The 20,973-nt window shown below is 32.7% G+C and carries 19 protein-coding genes; 11 read left to right on the forward strand and 8 right to left on the reverse strand.

Going from position 1 to position 20,973, the window contains the following annotated elements; genetic code table 11:
• From NJT12_RS14355 to NJT12_RS14370, 4 genes are all read left to right on the forward strand, one after another.
• Nucleotides 1-2,061, forward strand: coding sequence for a M1 family metallopeptidase (locus NJT12_RS14355; RefSeq protein WP_271336607.1), 2,061 nt, complete (start codon nt 1-3; stop codon nt 2,059-2,061).
• A gap of 205 nt (nt 2,062-2,266) precedes the next feature.
• Nucleotides 2,267-3,166, forward strand: a complete 900-nt coding sequence (locus tag NJT12_RS14360; protein WP_271336608.1) for a patatin-like phospholipase family protein — start codon at nt 2,267-2,269, stop codon at nt 3,164-3,166.
• Nucleotides 3,167-3,205: 39 nt separating this feature from the next.
• A complete protein-coding gene (locus tag NJT12_RS14365) occupies nt 3,206-3,613 on the forward strand; it encodes a hypothetical protein (protein WP_271336609.1) in 408 nt (135 codons plus the stop codon).
• Nucleotides 3,614-3,659: 46 nt separating this feature from the next.
• Nucleotides 3,660-4,394, forward strand: coding sequence for a hypothetical protein (locus NJT12_RS14370; RefSeq protein WP_271336610.1), 735 nt, complete (start codon nt 3,660-3,662; stop codon nt 4,392-4,394).
• Between the two features lie 50 nt (nt 4,395-4,444).
• Here the strand turns inward: NJT12_RS14370 and NJT12_RS14375 are convergent, their stop codons facing one another.
• The gene (locus tag NJT12_RS14375) at nt 4,445-4,966 is read right to left on the reverse strand and encodes a DUF7935 family protein (protein ID WP_271336611.1); all 522 of its coding nucleotides are present in this window, start codon (nt 4,964-4,966) and stop codon (nt 4,445-4,447) included.
• Nucleotides 4,967-5,090: 124 nt separating this feature from the next.
• On the opposite strand from NJT12_RS14375, the gene NJT12_RS14380 reads away from it, so the two are divergent.
• From NJT12_RS14380 to NJT12_RS14390, 3 genes are all read left to right on the forward strand, one after another.
• Nucleotides 5,091-5,858 carry a sulfite exporter TauE/SafE family protein gene (locus tag NJT12_RS14380; RefSeq protein ID WP_271336612.1) on the forward strand — a complete coding sequence of 256 codons (768 nt, stop codon included), beginning with the start codon at nt 5,091-5,093 and terminating at the stop codon, nt 5,856-5,858.
• Between the two features lie 216 nt (nt 5,859-6,074).
• On the forward strand, nt 6,075-8,414 hold the full coding sequence (locus tag NJT12_RS14385; protein ID WP_271336634.1) for an ATP-dependent helicase: 2,340 nt from the start codon (nt 6,075-6,077) through the stop codon (nt 8,412-8,414).
• Nucleotides 8,415-8,640: 226 nt separating this feature from the next.
• Nucleotides 8,641-9,261, forward strand: a complete 621-nt coding sequence (locus NJT12_RS14390) for an L-threonylcarbamoyladenylate synthase (RefSeq protein ID WP_271336613.1) — start codon at nt 8,641-8,643, stop codon at nt 9,259-9,261.
• Between the two features lie 227 nt (nt 9,262-9,488).
• Here the strand turns inward: NJT12_RS14390 and NJT12_RS14395 are convergent, their stop codons facing one another.
• From NJT12_RS14395 to NJT12_RS14405, 3 genes are read right to left on the reverse strand one after another with little or no spacing between them, the layout of a single operon-like run.
• Complete coding sequence (locus tag NJT12_RS14395; RefSeq protein WP_271336614.1) at nt 9,489-10,322, reverse strand: OmpA/MotB family protein; 834 nt, start codon at nt 10,320-10,322, stop codon at nt 9,489-9,491.
• 34 nt (nt 10,323-10,356) lie between these two features.
• Nucleotides 10,357-11,373 carry a glycosyltransferase family 2 protein gene (locus NJT12_RS14400; protein ID WP_271336615.1) on the reverse strand — a complete coding sequence of 339 codons (1,017 nt, stop codon included), beginning with the start codon at nt 11,371-11,373 and terminating at the stop codon, nt 10,357-10,359.
• Nucleotides 11,374-11,402: 29 nt separating this feature from the next.
• Entirely contained in the window at nt 11,403-11,849 is a 447-nt protein-coding gene (locus NJT12_RS14405) for a type I restriction enzyme HsdR N-terminal domain-containing protein (RefSeq protein ID WP_271336616.1), read from the reverse strand.
• A 95-nt stretch (nt 11,850-11,944) separates the two neighbouring features.
• On the opposite strand from NJT12_RS14405, the gene holA reads away from it, so the two are divergent.
• The 3 genes from holA to ettA all read left to right on the forward strand — a co-directional run bounded on the left by holA (nt 11,945) and on the right by ettA (nt 14,955).
• Nucleotides 11,945-12,949, forward strand: coding sequence for a DNA polymerase III subunit delta (gene holA / locus NJT12_RS14410; RefSeq protein ID WP_271336617.1), 1,005 nt, complete (start codon nt 11,945-11,947; stop codon nt 12,947-12,949).
• 67 nt (nt 12,950-13,016) lie between these two features.
• Entirely contained in the window at nt 13,017-13,199 is a 183-nt protein-coding gene (locus NJT12_RS14415; RefSeq protein WP_035680915.1) for a CAL67264 family membrane protein, read from the forward strand.
• A gap of 64 nt (nt 13,200-13,263) precedes the next feature.
• Nucleotides 13,264-14,955: an energy-dependent translational throttle protein EttA gene (gene ettA, locus NJT12_RS14420; RefSeq protein ID WP_271336618.1), complete on the forward strand. Its 1,692-nt coding sequence runs from the start codon at nt 13,264-13,266 to the stop codon at nt 14,953-14,955.
• Between the two features lie 379 nt (nt 14,956-15,334).
• Here ettA and NJT12_RS14425 read toward each other — a convergent pair whose 3' ends face one another.
• Nucleotides 15,335-15,751, reverse strand: coding sequence for a thiol-disulfide oxidoreductase DCC family protein (locus tag NJT12_RS14425; RefSeq protein ID WP_271336619.1), 417 nt, complete (start codon nt 15,749-15,751; stop codon nt 15,335-15,337).
• A 422-nt stretch (nt 15,752-16,173) separates the two neighbouring features.
• Nucleotides 16,174-18,339 (reverse strand): endonuclease MutS2, encoded by a 2,166-nt coding sequence (locus tag NJT12_RS14430; RefSeq protein WP_271336620.1) that lies wholly within the window; start codon nt 18,337-18,339, stop codon nt 16,174-16,176.
• 111 nt (nt 18,340-18,450) lie between these two features.
• On the opposite strand from NJT12_RS14430, the gene ung reads away from it, so the two are divergent.
• Nucleotides 18,451-19,122: a uracil-DNA glycosylase gene (gene ung, locus NJT12_RS14435; protein ID WP_271336621.1), complete on the forward strand. Its 672-nt coding sequence runs from the start codon at nt 18,451-18,453 to the stop codon at nt 19,120-19,122.
• Between the two features lie 161 nt (nt 19,123-19,283).
• Here ung and NJT12_RS14440 read toward each other — a convergent pair whose 3' ends face one another.
• Nucleotides 19,284-19,670 (reverse strand): DUF4258 domain-containing protein, encoded by a 387-nt coding sequence (locus tag NJT12_RS14440; protein ID WP_271336622.1) that lies wholly within the window; start codon nt 19,668-19,670, stop codon nt 19,284-19,286.
• A 36-nt stretch (nt 19,671-19,706) separates the two neighbouring features.
• Nucleotides 19,707-20,906 carry an alanine dehydrogenase gene (locus tag NJT12_RS14445; RefSeq protein ID WP_072963546.1) on the reverse strand — a complete coding sequence of 400 codons (1,200 nt, stop codon included), beginning with the start codon at nt 20,904-20,906 and terminating at the stop codon, nt 19,707-19,709.
• Nucleotides 20,907-20,973: the final 67 nt, after the last annotated feature.

A 20,973-nucleotide genomic window follows, 5' to 3' on the forward strand; every position in this document is an offset into this window, starting at 1 on the left:
ATGAAATACATCTTTTTATTTATTACCAGTTTCGTTTTTGCGCAACAAACTAAATTCGTTGATTTTAAATCGGTTAACGGACAATTAAAATTAAACGCAACCGAAAAATCCGTTTCAGGAACGGTTGTTTATCAATTTGATATTCTAAACCCTATTGATACGATTAAAATCGATGCTAAAAACATGGAATTTTCTCATGTTCAAATTGATAATAAAGACGTGCTTTTTATCAATACAGGCAAAGAATTGCAAATCATCAGTAATTTTCAAAAAGGAGAGAAGCATCTTACTTTTGAATACTCAGCAAAACCTAAGCAAGCTTTGTATTTTGTAAACATTGAAAATTCTGAAGTTCAAATCTGGACACAAGGACAAGGAAGATATACGAGTAACTGGTTTCCGAGTTTTGATGATGTCAAAGAAAAAGTGATTTTTAGTTTGGGAATTACATATGACAAGGATTATCAGGTAGTTTCTAACGGAATTTTAAGCGAAAAGAAATCAAACGGAAATTCAATTCATTGGCAATATCGCATGGAAAATCCAATGAGTTCCTATTTATTGATGCTTGCTATTGGCAAATACGACAAGAAAGAATTTAGGGCAAAATCTAAAATTCCGTTAGAATATTATCTTGAAAATAAGGATACCAATCGCTTTGAACCAACCTACAGATATTCAAAACGTATTTTTGATTTTTTAGAAAAAGAAATAGGAGTGAAGTATCCGTGGCAAGTTTATAGAGAAATTCCGGTTCGTGATTTCTTGTATGCCGGAATGGAAAACACCACTACTACACTTTTTGCAACTCGTTATGTAGTGGATTCAATAGGTTTTGAAGATCGTAATTATACAAATGTTGATGCTCACGAATTGGCACATCACTGGTTTGGCGATCTAATAACGGCAGAGAACAGTACACATCACTGGCTTCAGGAAGGTTTTGCAACTTATTATGCTGCATTGGCTGAACGGGAGATTTATGGCGACGATTTTTTCTATTCAAAATTATATCAGACAGCGCAGCAGATAAAATTTGCTTCGAGATCTGATACTATTCCGGTTTTGAATGCTAAGGCAAGTTCATTGACTTTCTATGAAAAAGGAGCGTGGGCACTATTTGTTTTGCACGAGTCTATTGGAGATAAAGCCTTCAAAAAAGCCATAAAAAGTTATCTGAAAAAGTACGCTTATCAAACTGTTAATACACAAAATTTCTTTGATGAAATTAGAAAAGTATCCAATTTTGATTTGGAAAAATTTCAGAAAACCTGGTTGGAATCTACCGCTTTTGATACCCCGGCGGCGAATGCTCTATTGAGTAAAAACAAAGCAATTCAGGTTCGGTTAGAAGTTGATAAGCTAAAGAAAACGCCATTGGTCGAGAAACAGGATTTTTTAAGAAAGACTTTAGAATCGGATGTTTATGAGTCTGTAAAAGAATCGATTGTAAGTCAAATAGAAAGTGAGAAATACGAAGATAAAAAAGAATTATTACAGGTCGCTTTGCAAACTAACAATATACAAGTTCGTCAGGCTGTTGCTGCTTCGTTGAGTAAAATTCCCGAAGGCTTTAGAATTGAATACGAAACTTTGCTGAACGACAAATCATATCAGACCCAAGAAGTTGTCCTGTATTATTTATGGAAAAATTTTCCTGATCATCGCACAGAATATCTGAACAAATCAAAAAACTGGATTGGTTTCAACGATTATAATCTTCGAACTTTATGGCTTTCATTGGCTTTGTCGACACCAAATTATAGTGATAATCCAGAAGATTTAGTTTCGGAGTTAATTGCTTTTTCTTCCACAAAGTACGAAGCTACAACGAGGCAAAATGCACTTGAGAAACTTCTTTCTTTCAAAATTATAAACGATCAGGTATTATCAAATTTGGTAAATGCAACTACACATCATATGTGGCAATTTTCTAAATTCGGAAGAGACTCCATTAGGTTTTTATTAAAAAATTCCGAAATGCGTGCTTCGTTTGAAAGAATTTTGCCTAATTTGAACCCCGATGAACAATTTCAGCTGAATCGTTTGTTGAAAGAATAAGGAACAAAGAATATAGAATAAAGAATATAGAGAATAGAACAAAGAATATAGAATATAGAACAAAGAATATAGAATATAGAATATATAGAATAGAAGTAAGAGGATAAGTAATCAATTAGAGCGCATAGAAAATCTTTGCTCTATATTCTATTCTCTATATTCTCTAATCTATTTTCTAAATAATTACAAAACCTACAATATATTTATGAAAGCATTGGTTATTTCTGGCGGAGGAAGTAAAGGAGCGTTTGCTGGTGGCGTAGCGCAGTATTTAATAGAGGAAAAAAAACATGAATATGATTTGTTTATAGGAACTTCTACAGGAAGTTTACTTATTCCGCATCTGGCGCTTGGTCAGATAAAAAAAATTCACTCCGTTTATACTAATGTTACAATGAGCGGAATCTTTAATATTTGCCCATTTGTAGTTAAAGTTAAAGATGGAGTTGATATTGTTACAATCAATCACTTCAATGTTTTACGTCAGTTTTTTAAAGGAAAAAGAACTTTTGGAGAAAGCAAAGGACTGCAGAAATACATTAAAGCAAACTTCTCGTTATCAGATTTTAACAAGCTGAAAAAACAGCATTGCGATGTTGTTATTACAGTAACCAATTTTACTAAAAACGAATCGGAATATAAGTCTATAAAAGATTGCACATATGATGAGTTTTGCGATTGGTCATGGATTTCGAGTAATTATGTTCCGTTCATGAGTTTGGTAGAAAAAAATAACTACGAATACGGAGATGGCGGATTTTCTAGTTTAGTTCCTATTCGTGAAGCTATTAATCGTGGTGCAACAGAAATTGACGTAATCATTCTGGAAACGGAAGTTAATATGACCAAAACGGTTATTGGTAAAAATCCGTTTTCTTTAATGATCGATTTGTTCCGAATTGCCTTAGATCAGGTTGAAAAACACGATATTGCTATAGGAAAACTAATGGCAAACAATAAGAATGTAAAGCTTAACTTATATTACACACCAACCAGACTCACTGATAATGCACTTATTTTTAATAAGGAAGTAATGAAAGAATGGTGGGAACAAGGCTATGAATATGCTCAGAATAAGTCTGAGGTAATGAGTGATAACAGGTAATTTATTTAATTGTAAAAAAAAAAAACAGATTCAATAAAAATGAGTGAATTTAGACATAGTGTTTGCGAACCAACAAAGCCAAAAATTATTGAAAAGGGAAAGATTGATTCTTCGGAAATAATAAAAACATTTCAAAATTTTCCATGGAAATTACATCTGGAAGAGATGGAAAATGCAAAGAACGTATATCATTCACCTTCGCTTGAGTTTGAAAATTCAGGCAATAGAAATGCCCTGTCAATATCTGCTGTTGGTAAACCTGATAAATATGAATTTTATGTATTTTTTAAAAGAGCTAAAATTCAAAAAACCTGGTTTGGCTTAAGTGAAAAACTCAACAAAAATTTCATTTCTGAATTGACAGATCAAAATGAAGAAAAAACAACAGAAATATTAAAAGCTTTGGCTGATAATGATTTGGCTTTTTTAGAACAAAATTTTCAATAATAACCTGTTTTTAGAATTCAGATTGACATTCAATACGTGTTTTAAAATGAAAAATATAACCTTACTTCTGTACTTCTTGTTTTCTTTAAATACATTCAGTCAGGACAATTTATGCAGAACTTCGATCTGGAATAATGCAGCACTGTTTCAAAAAAACGAACTAAACAAATACACAAATAATGATTTTTCTGTTTTATGGAATAAAACAGAAAACAAGTATGTCTACGGCGTTATTGGTGACAATTACCAGAGAATATTAATAAAATTTATTTCGATTAAAAGAAATGATAAAAATAAAAATGAATACATTGTTAATGGCAAATCGCAGGTTAAATCAAATATATGTGATTTTGCTGGGACAATAACAATTACAAAGATACAAGAACTTAAAAAAGTGAAATTCGGACTTGATGATGAATATAAAAATTCAGGTATAAAAAGCCAGGGATTATTGGTGGCCAATTATAAGTTTGTTGAAAATAAAAATCAAAAAAACACAGGAGAATTTCAAGGAAAGCTAGCAACTATATTTTATGTAGATAAAAATGGTTTTATTAAATACGATGATATTGAAATTCATAAAGATAGCTATTTCAATAATGCATTTGTAGGCACTTGGAAATCTAATAATTCCGGCAAAGAAAAAGTATGCAATTGGGGAGATTATCGTGTACCTAATACAAATTGCGATTTTGATATAGGAGCAGGGGAATTAAGTATATCAAAAAAATACATAAAAAATGGCTGGGTAGATGAACCACATCAAAAATGGTGGAAATAAAAATTTGACAAGATAAATAAAATCATAATCAATCTTGTCAAACTGCAATTTTACCACAATCCGGCAACTTCATTCTTAATATAGCCTAAAGCAGCATTACTTGGAGATTGTTTCTCTAATAAATCATTCAAAAGTTTCTCACGCAACTTATCTGCATTTTCTACACGATCGCTCATAGCTGCTTTACGGATAATTTGGATAGTCGAATTTTTGGCAGTTGTAATAATTGTCCAACATTCGTCAGACATATATATTTGCTGTGTCAGATTGTGTTCAAATTCATGCTCGATCTGATCGATTAGAAAGTTTTCGTAATCATGCTTTTCGTTAGAAATTGGCGCAATTCTTATAAGTAATTTCGTCAGGTTAATACGCTCTAAAAACAATGTCATTCGCTCATAAGCCTGCAAGCGTATTGGTAAAGATTCTTTATGCGCTTCCTTGTTCAATAAAAAATTGTGCTTTTTATCATTGTTTTTTATATGTAATTCAAAAAAACTGTAAGCAACAAATCCTGTAACAATAGCTGGTAAAGTATAACTGGCCAATTCTATAATTCTTGTAAAATCCATTTGGTTCAAATTTTCAACAAAAATATAATTTTTAGGGAGAAATCCACTTTAAATTAATTGTAATAAACAAAACGGAAGTCTACTTTTGTACATTACTTTCAAAACTGCCTGAAATACAATATTAATGGATTCATATATTATAATTTTACTTTGCTTGGCTGCTTTCGCTGCGGGATTTATTGATGCAATTGTTGGCGGTGGTGGATTGATACAGACACCAATGGGATTAATTTTATTACCCAATTTACCAGTTTCAACAGTTATTGGAACGTTAAAAATTCCGGCTTTTAGCGGAACTGCTTTTGCCGCATTTCAATATATGAAAAAAGTTGTGATTCAGTGGAGGTTGCTGTTGATCATGATGTGTTTAGCCGTTCCGTCGGCATTTTTAGGTTCAACTTTGCTAACGATGGTAAGTAATGATTTTATGAAGCCGCTTTTGCTGGTAGTATTGTCTTTATTATTTGTTTATACCTATGCAAAGAAAAATTTTGGGCAGCATGTTGCAAAAGATCATTCTCCTGCAACACAAATATTTTATGCCGTTATTATTAGTATAATTGTTGGTTTCTATGACGGATTTATTGGTCCCGGAACCGGTAGTTTTTTTGTAGTGGCTTTTATTGCTCTTTTAGGCTTTGATTTTTTGCATGCTTCAGCAAATGCCAAAATGGTCAATCTGGCTACTAATTTTGGATCTATATGTTTGTTTATGATAAAAGGAAAGATCATTTGGTCAATTGCAATTCCTATGGCAATTAGCAACGGACTTGGAGGATGGCTTGGTGCTAAATTAGCAATTAATAAAGGAAATGGCTTTATTAGGATTTTCTTTTTAATTGTAGTAATCGGTACATTGATACGATTTGCCTATGATGTATTTTATAAATAATTTTTGGTCTAAATAATTGATGTAAGGCATTATAACTTATAGCTCAAATAAATATTTTAAATTTGATTTAGAGAAGTATTACAAGTAATACAGATTAAATGGACTTATATTACTTATATGGTTTAAAAAAACAGCATCCCTTTTAGAACCTTAATAACTTAGTAGCTATTTCAATCAATAATTCTTATTTTTGCACTAATTATGGAGAAAAATTTCATGCAAAAGTACATTGACCAACTCAATGAAGCACAAAGACAGCCTGTTTTAAAGAAAGACGGGCCAATGATTATTATTGCTGGTGCAGGTTCAGGAAAAACTCGTGTTTTAACAATTAGAATTGCTTATTTGATGGCTCAGGGCGTTGATGCATTCAACATTTTGTCGCTTACTTTTACCAATAAGGCCGCCCGTGAGATGAAACACAGGATATCTGATATTGTAGGAGCAACGGAGGCAAAAAACCTTTGGATGGGAACTTTTCACTCGATTTTTGCACGTATTCTTCGTGCGGAATCAGATCATTTAGGTTACCCATCGAATTTTACGATTTATGATTCTCAGGATTCGGCAAGACTAATTTCTTCTATTATAAAAGAGATGCAGCTTGATCGCGACGTCTATAAACCAAAACAGATTCTGGGCAGAATTTCAAATTATAAAAATAGTTTGATTACAGTAAAAGCATATTTTAACGATCCTGAATTGGTCGAGGCTGATGCAATGGCAAAAAGACCAAGATTGGGAGAGATTTATCAGCACTATGTAGATCGTTGTTTTAAAGCAGGAGCAATGGATTTTGATGATTTATTGCTGAAAACCAATGAGCTATTAACTCGTTTTCCAGAAGTATTATCCAAATACCAAAACCGTTTTCGCTATATATTGGTTGATGAGTATCAGGATACAAATCACTCACAGTATTTGATTGTAAGAGCGTTGTCAGATAAATTTCAGAATATTTGTGTTGTTGGCGATGATGCGCAGAGTATTTATGCTTTCCGTGGAGCGAATATTAATAATATTTTGAATTTCCAGAAAGATTATGAAGGCGTAATAATGTTCCGTTTAGAGCAAAATTACCGTTCAACGCGAAATATAGTTGAAGCGGCAAATACTGTAATGGAGCACAATAAAACCAAACTTGATAAAATAGTCTGGACTGCAAATGATTTTGGTCAAAAAATTAAAGTCCACAGAAGTTTAACAGATGCTGAAGAAGGTCGATTTGTAGCGAGTACGATTTTTGAACAAAAAATGCAGAACCAGCTTCATAACGGTTCATTTGCGATTTTATATCGTACCAATGCACAATCCCGTGCAATGGAGGACGCTTTAAGAAAACGTGATATCCCGTATCGAATTTATGGCGGATTGTCATTCTATCAACGTAAAGAGATTAAAGATGTTTTGTGTTATTTACGTTTGGTAATTAATCCAAAAGATGAAGAGGCATTGGTTCGAGTAATCAATTATCCGGCACGTGGAATTGGTGATACGACTGTTGAAAAACTGACAATTGCTGCCAACCACTACAAACGTTCGATTTGGGAAGTGATGGTGAATATTGATAAAATTGACTTGAAATTAAACACAGGAACGAAAAATAAAATCAATGATTTCGTGACGATGATCCAGAATTTTCAGGTGATTGATCAAAATCAGGATGCTTTTTATATTACTGATTATGTTGCCAAGAAAACAGGATTAGTTCAGGAGCTTAAAAAAGATGCTACACCAGAAGGTATGGCAAAAATTCAAAACATAGAAGAGCTTCTAAATGGTTTAAAAGATTTTACTGAAGGACAAAAAGAAATTGATGGTGCGAGAGGGGCTTTGTCTGAATTTATGGAAGATGTAGCGCTTGCGACTGATTTAGACAAAGATACATCAGACGAAGATCGTGTTGCGCTGATGACAATTCACTTAGCAAAAGGACTTGAATTTCCTCATGTTTTTGTGGTTGGTATGGAGGAAGATTTGTTTCCTAGTGCAATGAGTATGAGTACGAGAAGCGAATTAGAAGAAGAACGTCGTTTATTTTATGTAGCTTTAACTCGTGCAGAACATCAAGCATATTTAACTTATGCACAATCGCGTTACCGTTGGGGAAAATTAACAGATAGTGAACCTTCACGTTTTATTGAAGAAATTGACGGACAATATCTTGAATATCTGACTCCTGCAGAAAGTAATTACCGATATAAATCGCCAATTGATGGGGATATCTTCGGAGATGTAGATAAATCAAAATTACGTTTGGCAAAACCCATTGGATCAACTCCACCTGTGAAGCACAATGGAAATAGCGAACCCAAAGCGGATCTTAATATTCGAAAATTGAAACCGGTTGCCAGTAATAATCAGAATAGTTCAGCACCTAATTTGTTTGATAATAGTTTAACTATCGGCAATGTTGTAATGCACGAACGTTTTGGGAAAGGTGAAGTTGTGAATTTAGAAGGGGTAGGTGCCGACAAAAAAGCGGAAATAAAATTTGAAGTTGGAGGAATCAAGAAATTGTTGCTAAGATTTGCTAAATTAGATGTCGTAGGATAAGAAAAGAATATAGAAAAAAAATGGAAATATATTTTAAAAAGTCAATTTTCGATCATCAGATTTGATTTTTCAGCTTAATAATTTTTCGTAATTTTTCAAAAGAATAAATATCTTTTTAGTTTAAGATTAAATCTATTTTCAATTGGAATTTTGTTATTTACTTAAAAAAAATAAAAGGAATAAAGAGTAGTCTTTATTCCATAATCTAACATCTTTATTTTAAAAAATGGCTGAGTTCATAAAAATATACCCCGATAAACCTAGTGAAGCTGCAATTGCCAAAGTGGTAAAAGTGCTTCAAAACGGAGGTTTAATAATTTATCCAACAGATACCGTTTACGGTTTAGGTTGTGATATTACCAATTCTCGTGCTTTAGAAAAAATAGCGAAAATAAAAGGAGTTAAATTAGAGAAAGCTAATTTCTCCTTTATCTGCCACGATTTAAGCAATCTCTCTGATTATGTTCGTCAGATTGATACATCTACTTTTAAGATTTTGAAAAGAGCATTGCCTGGACCTTATACTTTTATTTTGCCAGGAAATAACAATTTACCTAAAGAGTTTAAAAAGAAAACTACTGTAGGTATTCGTGTGCCGGATAATAATATTGCGCTAGAAATTGTTCGACAATTAGGAAACCCAATTGTATCGACTTCTATTCGTGATGAAGATGATGTAATTGAGTATACTACAGATCCGGAATTAATTTTTGAAAAATGGCAAAATCTAGTTGATCTCGTTATCGATGGAGGTTATGGTGATAATGTGGGTTCTACAATTATAGATTTATCAGAGCATGAACCAGTTATTATTAGAGAAGGAAAAGGAGATATTGATATTTTGTAGTAAACAACTATATAAGAATAGCTAAATAAGGATTTTGTAAAAAAATACTGAAATTGTATAATAATCTAAAATAAATAACTAACTTTAGATTAGTTAAAATTTAGTTAGTTTAAAGATAATGCTATTCTTAATTTATATTTAATTGGTTATTAAAAAAGTTAAGGATACATAAAAGCAGGTCAATTGACCTGCTTTTTCTATTTAATAAAGTATGTAAAAAACGTAGATTATTTCGATTGTTTTTTCATTTCTTTTTCAATCATATCATAAAATTGATCGATTTTTGGCATAACAACAATACGAGTTCTTCTGTTACGAGCTCTGTCGTCCGGAGTATCATTAGCTACTAATGGTACATAAGAACTTCTACCAGCTGCGATTAATTTAGCAGGGTTAACTCCAAGATCATTTGTTAATACACGAACAATAGAAGTAGAACGTTTAACACTTAAATCCCAGTTGTCTAACAAAACTCCGTTGCTTTTGTAAGGAACGTTATCTGTGTGACCTTCAACCATACATTCAAAATCAGGTTTGTCATTTACTACTTTTGCAACTTTAGCTAAAACACTTTTCGCTTTATCAGTTACATCATAGCTACCACTTTTAAATAATAATTTATCTGCGATAGAAATAAATACTACACCTTTTTCAACATTGATTTCGATATCCGGATCGTTGATTCCAACAGCCCCTTTTAAACTTGTAACTAATGCTAATGTTACACTGTCTTTCTTAGTTAATGCATCTTGCAATCTAGATATTTTTAAATCTTTTTCTTTTAAACTTTCTAAAGATTTTTCAAGATTCTCTGCTCCTTTAGTAGTCAATACTGTTAAGTCCTTAGAAGTACTTATTAAGTCTTGATTATGTGCTTTATAGCTTTCAGCTGTAGCTGCCAATCCTGCTTTTTCCTCTAAACAAGAATTTAGTTTTACGGTGCAAGAGTTTAATAAATCTTGGGTTTCTTTGTTCTTAGCTTCTAATGCTGCGTACTGCTTTTTCGATACACACGAAGTTAAGGCCATTAATACTGATAGTGCGATTACTATTTTTCTCATAGGTATTATATTTAATTAAACGTTGATTACAAATTTAGTTCTTAATATTTTGATTACTGTTAAAGATTTCTTTAAAAACGAGCAATTTCTTTATGTAATACAAGTAAACGACACTTTTTACGGTATAGTATTTTTGTATTTGAAAATCTTTGCGTTCCCTCAGATATTTTAAAGATATACAATAAAATGAAAAATGCGCTTTTAGGATTGCGAAAGTATGTTTGAATTTTCCTTGTGTAAGAAAACGGATACCTGCGATACCATCTAAAACCATTCTGAAGAAAATAACAAAAAACAAACCTTTTTTAGGCAAATTTTTGACAAGCATCAATAATGAATTTCTAAAATTCAAATATGTTTTTTTAGGATTTCCGTGTTGCAGGGTTGCACCTCCAACATGATAAACAGTCGATCCTGAGTTGTATTTGATGATATGCCCCTCGTTTGATGCGCGCCAGCATAAATCGATTTCTTCCTGATGCGCAAAAAAGCTTTCATCAAAACCTCCTAATTCACGATATACTTCACTTCTAATAAAAAAGCAAGCGCCTGAAGCCCAGAAGAGCTCACAATCATTGTATTGACCATTGTCCTTTTCAATAGTATCAAAAACACGACCGCGGCAAAACGGAAAACCATACTTATCTATAAATCCTCCGGCAGCACCGGCATATTCAAAGTATTCCTTATTTTTAAAATCAAGAATTTTAGGCTGAATTATAGCAGTTTGCTTTTCACTATCAAAAGTTTCAATAATGGGTTTCAGCCAGTTTTCAGTTACTTCAATATCTGAATTTACCAAGGCATAAATTTCAGCATCAATATGTTGTAAAGCATCATTATAGCCTTTTGCAAAGCCATGATTACCAGTGTTTACAACTATTTTAATGGTAGGAAAATTTAATTTGATAAAGTTTATAGAATCGTCTGTCGAAGCATTATCAGCGACATAGATTTGGGCACCTTCTGAAAACTGAACAATTGAGGGTAAAAATTGTTCCAGCAATTTTACTCCATTCCAATTTAAAATGACAACAGCTATTTTATTCAAAAGTAATTTTATTAATTTTTAGTATTATTTTATTCGTTATAATCTGGCAAATTTCTTAAAAAGAGATATTTTTCATTTTCAAAATCCATTTGACAATAAAAATGATTCAGACCGTTTGTAACATTCAAAAATCGTGCCTGCATTGTCATATTATAACGGGCAATCTGATCAAAAGTTGCCTGAGAAATTTTTACACTAGGCGCTTTACATTCTACCAATATATGTATAGAGCCATCAGTATTAAAGACTACAACATCGTATCTTTTTCTTAATCCGTTGACTGTTAAAACTTTTTCGACGTTGATTAAGGATTTAGGGTACTTTTTTTCGTCAATTAAATAATGAACGACATGCTGACGCACCCATTCCTCCGGAGTAAGAATGATAAATTTTTTCCTGATTTCATCAAAAATAGACACTTTATTTTCGCTATTTTTGAATCGGAAAGTATAAGAAGGAAAATTTAATTGCTGCATAGCGCAAAAATATAAAATAGTTTGAGGTTTCAAATTAAAGTTTTAACTAATTGAAGCCAGAATGTGAAACCCCAAACTTGAAATAAGATTATTGAATGGACGAAGTTGTAAAAATTGTTAATGATATCAAGGCCGGAAATATAAAACCAATTTATTTTTTAATGGGTGAGGAACCTTATTACATAGATAAATTATCAGAGTATATTGAGCAGAACGTACTTTCGGAAGAAGAAAAAGGATTCAATCAAACGGTATTATACGGAAGAGATGTTTCTGTAGAAGATATCGTTTCAACGGCTAAGCGCTATCCTATGATGTCTGATCGCCAGGTTGTTATTGTAAAAGAAGCACAGGATTTATCGAGAACAATTGATAAAATAGAATCGTATGTAAATAATCCAATGGAATCTACGGTTTTGGTTTTTTGCTACAAATACAAGACACTTGATAAACGTAAAAAAGTAACCAAACTACTAGCTCAAAAAGGAATCGTTTACGAAAGTAAAAAATTATACGAAAACCAGGTTGGTGACTGGATAAAGCGTGTTCTTGCTGGTAAAAAATATACAATCGATCCCAAGGCAAACGCTATGTTGGTTGAATTTTTAGGTACAGATTTAAGTAAAATTAATAATGAACTGGAGAAATTACAGATTATTTTACCTCAGGGAACTGTAATTACACCACAACATATCGAGGAAAATATTGGTTTCAGTAAGGATTATAATGTGTTCGAACTTCGAAAAGCAATTGGCGAACGCAATCAGCTTAAAGCATATAAAATAGCAGAAAATTTTGCACATAATCCTAAAGAATATCCATTAGTGATGACAACCGGATTGGTCTTTGGTTTTTTTATTCAGCTTTTAAAATATCATGGACTCAAGGATAAAAACCCCAAAAATGTAGCCACAGTTATTGGTGTAAATCCATATTTTTTAAAAGAATATGATTTAGCCATAAAAAACTACCCAATGCGAAAAGTGAGTCAGATTATAGGAGCTTTGCGTGATGTCGATGTGAAAAGTAAAGGAGTGGGAGCAAATGCTTTGTCCCAAGGAGATTTATTAAAAGAAATGCTGTATAAAATATTTAATTAAGCCGTGAAAATTCACGATATTTGCATCTCTGAAAAAATTACTACTTTAAAATAATAATTACACAATTATGGGAATGAATAAAAATACCGTTTTAGGATGGGCTACTTTTATAATGGTACTTATGGGATTGTTACTTATAGGTCTTGGTGCTTTTAGATATAGAGACGTATCTGGTTGGGGATTTGTAGCAGTTGGTGTTGGTTTCTTTGCTAATGCCTGGGTTTTTAATGCTTTAAAAGGTAGAGTTTAATCAAGTTTCAATTGCAATACAGATCAAATAGAAAATAAATAATTAAAAATTAAAAATAAATAGAATGTCAGACGATAAGAAAGTAATTTTCTCAATGCAAAAATTGAGCAAAACCTATCAGGGAGCAGATAAGCCAGTGCTTAAAAACATTTACTTGAGCTTCTTTTATGGTGCTAAAATTGGTATTCTTGGACTTAATGGTTCAGGAAAATCTTCTTTATTAAAGATTATCGCAGGAGTTGATAAAAATTATCAGGGAGATGTTGTTTTTCAACCTGGATATACTGTAGGTTATTTAGAGCAAGAACCAATTCTTGATGATTCTAAAACTGTAATCGAAATTGTTCGTGAAGGAGCTGCCGAAACTATCGCAGTTTTAGAAGAATACAATCAAATAAATGATTTATTTGGTCTTCCTGAAAATTACGAAGATCAGGATAAAATGGATAAATTGATGGACCGTCAAGCGGCGTTACAAGACAAAATTGATGCTCTTGGTGCTTGGGAAATCGATACTAAACTTGAAATTGCAATGGATGCGTTGCGTACTCCGGAAGGTGATACGCCTATTAAAAACCTTTCAGGAGGTGAGCGCCGTCGTGTAGCTTTATGTCGTTTGTTATTGCAACAACCGGATGTATTATTGCTTGATGAGCCTACTAACCACCTTGATGCTGAATCTGTTCTTTGGTTAGAGCAACACTTGGCACAATATGCAGGAACTGTTATTGCTGTAACACACGATAGATACTTCCTTGATAATGTGGCAGGTTGGATTTTAGAGCTTGACAGAGGAGAAGGTATTCCGTGGAAAGGAAATTATTCTTCCTGGTTAGACCAAAAATCAAGCCGTATGGCGCAAGAAGAAAAAGTAGCTTCTAAACGTAGAAAAACTTTAGAACGTGAGTTGGACTGGGTTCGTCAAGGAGCAAAAGGCCGTCAAACAAAGCAAAAAGCACGTTTACAGAATTACGATAAATTATTAAATGAAGACCAAAAACAATTGGATGAAAACTTGGAAATCTACATTCCAAATGGTCCACGTTTAGGAACAAATGTTATAGAAGCTAAAAATGTTGCCAAAGCTTTTGGAGATAAATTATTATATGATAATTTGAATTTTACTTTGCCACAAGCTGGAATTGTTGGAATTATCGGACCAAACGGTGCTGGTAAATCTACGATTTTCAGAATGATTATGGGAGAAGAAAAAACAGATAGCGGAGAATTTTCAGTTGGTGAAACTGTAAAAATCGCTTATGTAGATCAATCACACTCTAACATTGATCCAAATAAATCTATTTGGGAAAACTTTGCCGATGGTCAGGAATTAGTAATGATGGGCGGAAAACAAGTTAACTCAAGAGCTTATTTGTCACGTTTTAACTTTGGTGGAGGCGAGCAAAATAAAAAAGTGTCAATGTTATCTGGTGGAGAACGTAACCGTTTACACCTAGCAATGACATTAAAAGAAGAAGGAAACGTACTTTTACTGGATGAGCCTACGAATGATCTGGACGTAAACACACTTCGTGCACTAGAAGAAGGTTTAGAGAATTTTGCAGGTTGTGCCGTAATTATTTCGCACGACAGATGGTTCTTAGACAGAATTTGTACGCACATTTTAGCTTTCGAAGGAGATTCTGAAGTGTACTATTTCGAAGGAGGTTTCTCTGAATATGAAGAAAACAAAAAGAAACGTTTAGGTGGTGATTTAACTCCAAAACGTTTGAAATACAGAAAGTTGATTAGATAATAATTTCTGATTAAAAGTAAAAGCCTCAAGTTCTTAGAATTTGAGGCTTTTTTTTATTTTTAATGATTTATTCGAAAAGTAATGTCCGTAATATTTCACGAAGAATTAGGAGCTATTTCCTGCTATTCACTACAATTTTTTTATTTTTAAAGAAAAAACAAAAAGGATTTTCGTTTCTATCAAGGCTAGGGCAGTCGTTTTCAAAAGAAATTTTATTTTTTTTACAATTCTGTCAGACTGAACAGAGTCAAAGTTCCGCAAAGTAAATCATAAAGTGAATTTTATTAAAGAATTACTAACTAAGCTTTCTCGTTCGAGATCACAAAAACAAAAAATCTGTACAAACCTGTTCAACCCGTAAAATCCGTGTGCCAACTTTTTATAAAAATTTAGCCTTCAATTCCGGAGTAGGAATCATGCAGCTTTCTTTCTTGCCATACCATTTGTATCGATTTTTAGCAATATAATCATAGACATAATTTCTAAACTTCTCAGGGAAAATTTTAAAAACAAACATCAGATTATAAAAACCTCCTAAATTTTTTGCAATTTCTAAAACTGCTGAAGATTTGTAATAATAAGCTACTCCGGGATTGTATAAAATAATACTATCAATTTTTTTTTGATCAACACCAATATAATTGGAAATTTCAATTCCTAATTCTGATTGCAAGGCCACAAATCTAAAAATATCCTTTTTATCATTTTTTATAATAAACTGGACCGCGCCGTTGCATAAATTACAAACACCGTCGAATAGGATTATTTTTTTGTTTTTTAGAAGATTGTCCTGCATTTGGAAAATTTCAAGTTCAAGGTTTCAGGTTTTTTAGCTTTGTCAAAGTTGTGAACTTTGACAAAGCTTTCCGCATAGTTGTTATTTCGAGGAACGAGAAATTATACGCGTAACTCTAAAAAGATTAGCAATCCTCTTTTACGGAGTTTTATGTGTAATTTCTCCATCGTGAGATGATAACGACTGTAATAATTGTAATCTTTAATTAGTTTTTGTTAAATATGTTTTATTTATCGATAAAATAAAATCCATAATTTTTACCAATCACAAACAGCTTTCATAAATTATTTTTAAGCGCTTTTTAAAAAATAACCATCTTCATAATTGTCTTTTTGAAAATGTTTGCTAAAATCGCTTTATTTTAATTTTTGATGTTTTATTACGTTTTTAGTAACTGAAAACTGCTACTAAAAACTTAAAACTTATTTCTTTGCAGCTTCAACCAATTCCAATTCATCCAAACTTACCTTTGAAGTGAAAATTCCATAATTAACAGTTGCCTTATTTTTTTCGATCGAATCAATACTTCCAACAGATCTTCCGTCGAGCATTCTTACTCTGTCGCCAACTTTTAAAATTGGTTTTGGTTTTTCGATTACAGGTTTAAGTTTTTTCTCTTTTTTCTCTTTTCGAATTTCTTCCACCTGAACAGAGACTTCTGCGATAACTTCTTTTTTCTTTTCGGTTATGGCTTTGGCTTCTTTTGGAGTTGCTTTTTTGCGTTTTGAATTTTCAATTTCTATAATTTTCAAAAATTCTCCAAGCAATTCTTTTTTATTTTTATTGTTGAAATATTTCTCTGAGATATCTTCTATTTTCTGACCAATATAAATTGTCTTTTGATTACTATCATATAATTCCTGATAGCTTTCTAATTTCTGTTTGATTTTTACATTGATGTTTTCCATCTTTTTGCTTTCCTCTCGCGCCCTGGTTTCTTCTTCTTTTAAATTGATCGAAGTTTTTTCAAGCTTAGAACGCTCTTTCTGAAGTGTTGCAATCGTTTTATCAAAACGGACTTTTCCAACTTCAATTTTCTTTTTGGCACGATTAATCAAACCAAACGGAATGCCATTTTTTAAGGCAACTTCAAATGTAAACGAACTACCAGCCTGACCTAAAGCAAGTTTGTACATTGGTTCAAGCGATTTTTCATCAAACATCATATTCGCATTTGTGGCAAAAGGCAATTCATTTGCCAGAATTTTCAAATTTGAATAATGCGTTGTGATAATTCCAAAAGCTTCACGATGATAAAATTCTTCCAGGAAAATCTCAGCCAAAGCCCCACCTAATTCCGGATCAGAACCTGTACCAAATTCATCAATCAAAAACATGGTTTTCTTGTTGCATTTCTTCAGGAAATAATTCATGTTTTTTAATCGGTAACTATAAGTACTCAGATGATTTTCAATAGATTGATTGTCACCAATATCTGTTAGGATCCTGTCGAACAAAAAAGTTTCACTTCGTTCATGCACCGGAATCAACATTCCTGATTGCAGCATCAATTGTAATAAACCAACTGTTTTAAGCGAAATTGTTTTTCCTCCAGCATTTGGTCCTGAAATTACAATGATTCGATTATCTTGTTTTAATTCAATAGTTTGCGGATGTGTAATTTCGTTTTTTTGCTTGTTATTCAAGTACAGAATAGGATGGTACGCTTCTCTAAAGAATAATCTGCGTTCTTCTGTAATTGTAGGTAATATTCCGTTGATTCTGTTGGCGTATTTTGCTTTTCCGGCAACTACATCAATGTCACTCAAAAACTCCTGATACTCAATTAATATTGGTAAAAACGGACGAATAGCGTTTGATAATTGTTTTAAAATCCGGGTAATTTCTTCTTTTTCCTCGTATTCAAGATTGGCTAGTTCTCTCGAATATTGCAATGTGGTTTCCGGTTCGATATAAGCAATACTTCCGGTTTTAGAACTTCCTAAAATAGAACCTTTTACTTTACGGCGATACATGGCCAGGACTGCCAAAACCCTACGGTTTTGAACAAAGCTTTCTTTGATGTCATCAAGATATCCAAGGCTGTTATATTGCGTTAATGCGACCCCAAAACTTTGATTTACTTTGCCGCGAACGATATTCATATTCTGGCGAATACTCAGTAAAGCGGGCGAAGCGTTGTCTTTGATTTCTCCGTATTTATCAACAATAGCGTCAATTAAAGAAACAATGTCTTTCGTGTATTCAACTCTCGAAGCTCTTGCATTTAGATTTGGGTAATAATCGTCGAATTTTTTAAAAAAAGTCAACAACACATTTGCAGTTGTTGAGAGAGTAGCTATTTTTCTAAAGCTGCCTACTTCCAGAAAACTATCTTCTATTGCAAGGAATTTGATTTCGTGAGTAATCGCGTCAAACCCATGATTGGGAATGGCGTTATTATTTTCAAAAGACGAAACATACTCAGATGTTTGCATCAAAGCCTGCATCAAAGTTTCTTTATCTCTGAAAGGAGTTATTTTTAAAGCTTTTTCTTTTCCTATGTCAGTATTACAGCCTGCCGAAATGGTTTCGAGCACTGTTGGGAATTGTAAATCTTGTAATGTTTTTTCGGTAATAGATATCATTTATATCGTAAGTTGTAAAGGTTCAAAGTTACAAAGTTTTAGAACGAAATGATACTATTAATTAGTACTTTGAAAAAAACTTTGCGTATTTTGTAATAAATTGTATTGAAAATGAAAATTAATCTTTCTCCTGAATGGCAAGTTGTTTTGTCAGATGAAATTGAAAAACCTTATTTTAAAGATTTGCTTTTGTCATTAGAAGACGAATGCAAGAAACATATTTGTTATCCGCCATTAGATTTAATCTTTTCGGCGTTCAATCATTGTTCGTTCAATGATGTAAAAGTTGTTATTATTGGTCAGGATCCTTATCACGGAGTAGGAGAAGCAAATGGCTTAAGCTTTTCGGTTAATGATAATTTGAAAATCCCACCTTCTTTGCGTAATATTTTTAGGGAAATAAATAGCGATCTGGATTCTGTATTTATGCCAACCTCAGGAAATCTGGAAAAATGGGCAGATCAAGGCGTTCTGCTTTTAAATGCTTCCTTAACAGTTAGGAAAGACACTCCTAATAGTCACAAACATCTCAAATGGAACTTATTTACTGATGCAGTTATTCAGGCTATCTCTGATAAAAAGGAAAATGTCGTGTTCTTATTATGGGGAAATTTTGCACAGAAAAAAGGACTTAAAATTGATCGCTCAAAACATTTCGTTTTAGAATCGGGACATCCATCTCCAATGAGCGCGAACCAGGGAAAATGGTTCGGAAACAAACATTTTAGTAAAACGAATGAATTTTTAAAATCTAAGGGAATTAAAGAAATTGAGTGGTTTTGAAACCAATTTAAAACTTAAACTTCTACAATGTTACTATTTAGACCTGAGGAAAAATAATAGTAGTAATTCCATACAAACGACATTAATTTTTCTCAAGTTTCATGTGTGATTTCTCCTTAGTCGAAGTGAAAAGAAAGTTCTATTAATTTAGATTTCAGGAACTATTTTTCTAAAGGCTTTTTTATAATTTCATCCAGAACAGCTTTGTTCTCGTAATTAATTACTTTAAGAATAATTTCCTGATTTTTTACTGTTTTTCCTTCAATGATATATAGTTTTCCTTTTTTGAAAGGCACATTGCTCTGATCAAAATCAACGTCTCCAAATTTTAATGTGTTTTTGATATCAGCTGTATCAACCCATTTTTCATTCAGAACCTGAATTGCTTTTTCAGAATACTGAAAAGGTTTTGTGCGCAAAGTATTTAAAACTCGGGCATTCGGGAAATAGTTGCAACGGGTATCTTTTCCGCTAAAAACAAGGGCTACAAAAAAGCATCCCATAACTAAACCAACTAAATAATAAGCGAAACGATGTGCGAACTTCATGAAATAAAATTTTTGCAAAGGTACATTAAAGTTCTCTTAAAATACAAGTAAATTGATGTCGTTGTCAGGTAAATCAAACCATTCGCCAATTGCTTTGTTCGTTAAAATTCCGTGATATAGGTAAATTCCGTTTTTTAAACCTTTATTACATCTAATAGCACTTTCTAATCCGCCGTCTTCAGCTATTTGAAGTAAATACGGAGTTAAAATATTACTTATTGATAATGAGGCAGTTTTAGAATATCTCGAAGGAATATTTGGAACGCAATAATGCAAAACATTACTTTTTATAAAAGTTGGTTTTTCGTGGGTCGTAACTTCTGAGGTTTCAAAACAACCTCCGGTATCAATACTCACATCGACTATTACGGCACCTTTTTTCATGTGCTCAACCATAGTTTCTGTAACTATAATAGGACAACGTTCTTTGCCTCGCATGGCGCCAATAGCGACATCGCAACGACGTAAAGCTTTTAATAAGGCTTTTTGCTGCACTGTTGAAGTAAAGATTCTTTGATTTAAATTATTTTGTAAACGACGTAATTTTGTAATCGAATTGTCAAAAACTTTCACGTTTGCACCTAAACCAATAGCGGTTTTAGCAGCAAATTCGCCAACAGTTCCAGCGCCAAGAATCACAACTTCAGTAGGAGGTACGCCAGTAATGTTTCCAAATAAAAGTCCTTTTCCAAACTCGTCAGTAATCATTAATTCGGCAGCAATAAGTATAGAAGCTGTTCCGGCAATTTCACTTAATGATTTTACAGCAGGATAAGATCCGTCTTCATCTTTAATATATTCAAAAGCAAGTGCTGTTATTTTTTTTTGAGCCAGAGCTTCAAAATATTCTTTCTTCTTGGTTTTTAACTGTATAGCCGAAATGATAATTGTTTCAGGATTAATCATCTTGATCTCGGCAAGCGTTGGAGGTTCTACCTTTAATAGCAGCGGACATCCAAAAACTTTTTTAGTATCTTTTGTTACTTCAGCTCCTGCATCAGAATATTCTTTATCAGAGTAACTTGAGCTCTCTCCGGCACCAGATTCAATCATGACGCGATGACCTTCGTAAGTAAGCGAATTTACAGCATCTGGCGTCAGGCAAATGCGACGTTCCTGATAACTTGTTTCTTTGGGAATCCCTATAAAAAGTTCGCTTTTGAATCGGCCAATTTCAAGTTTTTCTTCTTGTGGCAACAATTGTTGCTTCGTAAATGGAGTTAAAGTAATTGACATGGGTGGTGCAAAAATTAAGAGTACAAATTACGTAAAAAGTTTTAGAATCAATGTAAAAATTCTGCTA

The organism is Flavobacterium azizsancarii (assembly GCF_027980145.1).
GTDB lineage: Bacteria > Bacteroidota > Bacteroidia > Flavobacteriales > Flavobacteriaceae > Flavobacterium > Flavobacterium azizsancarii.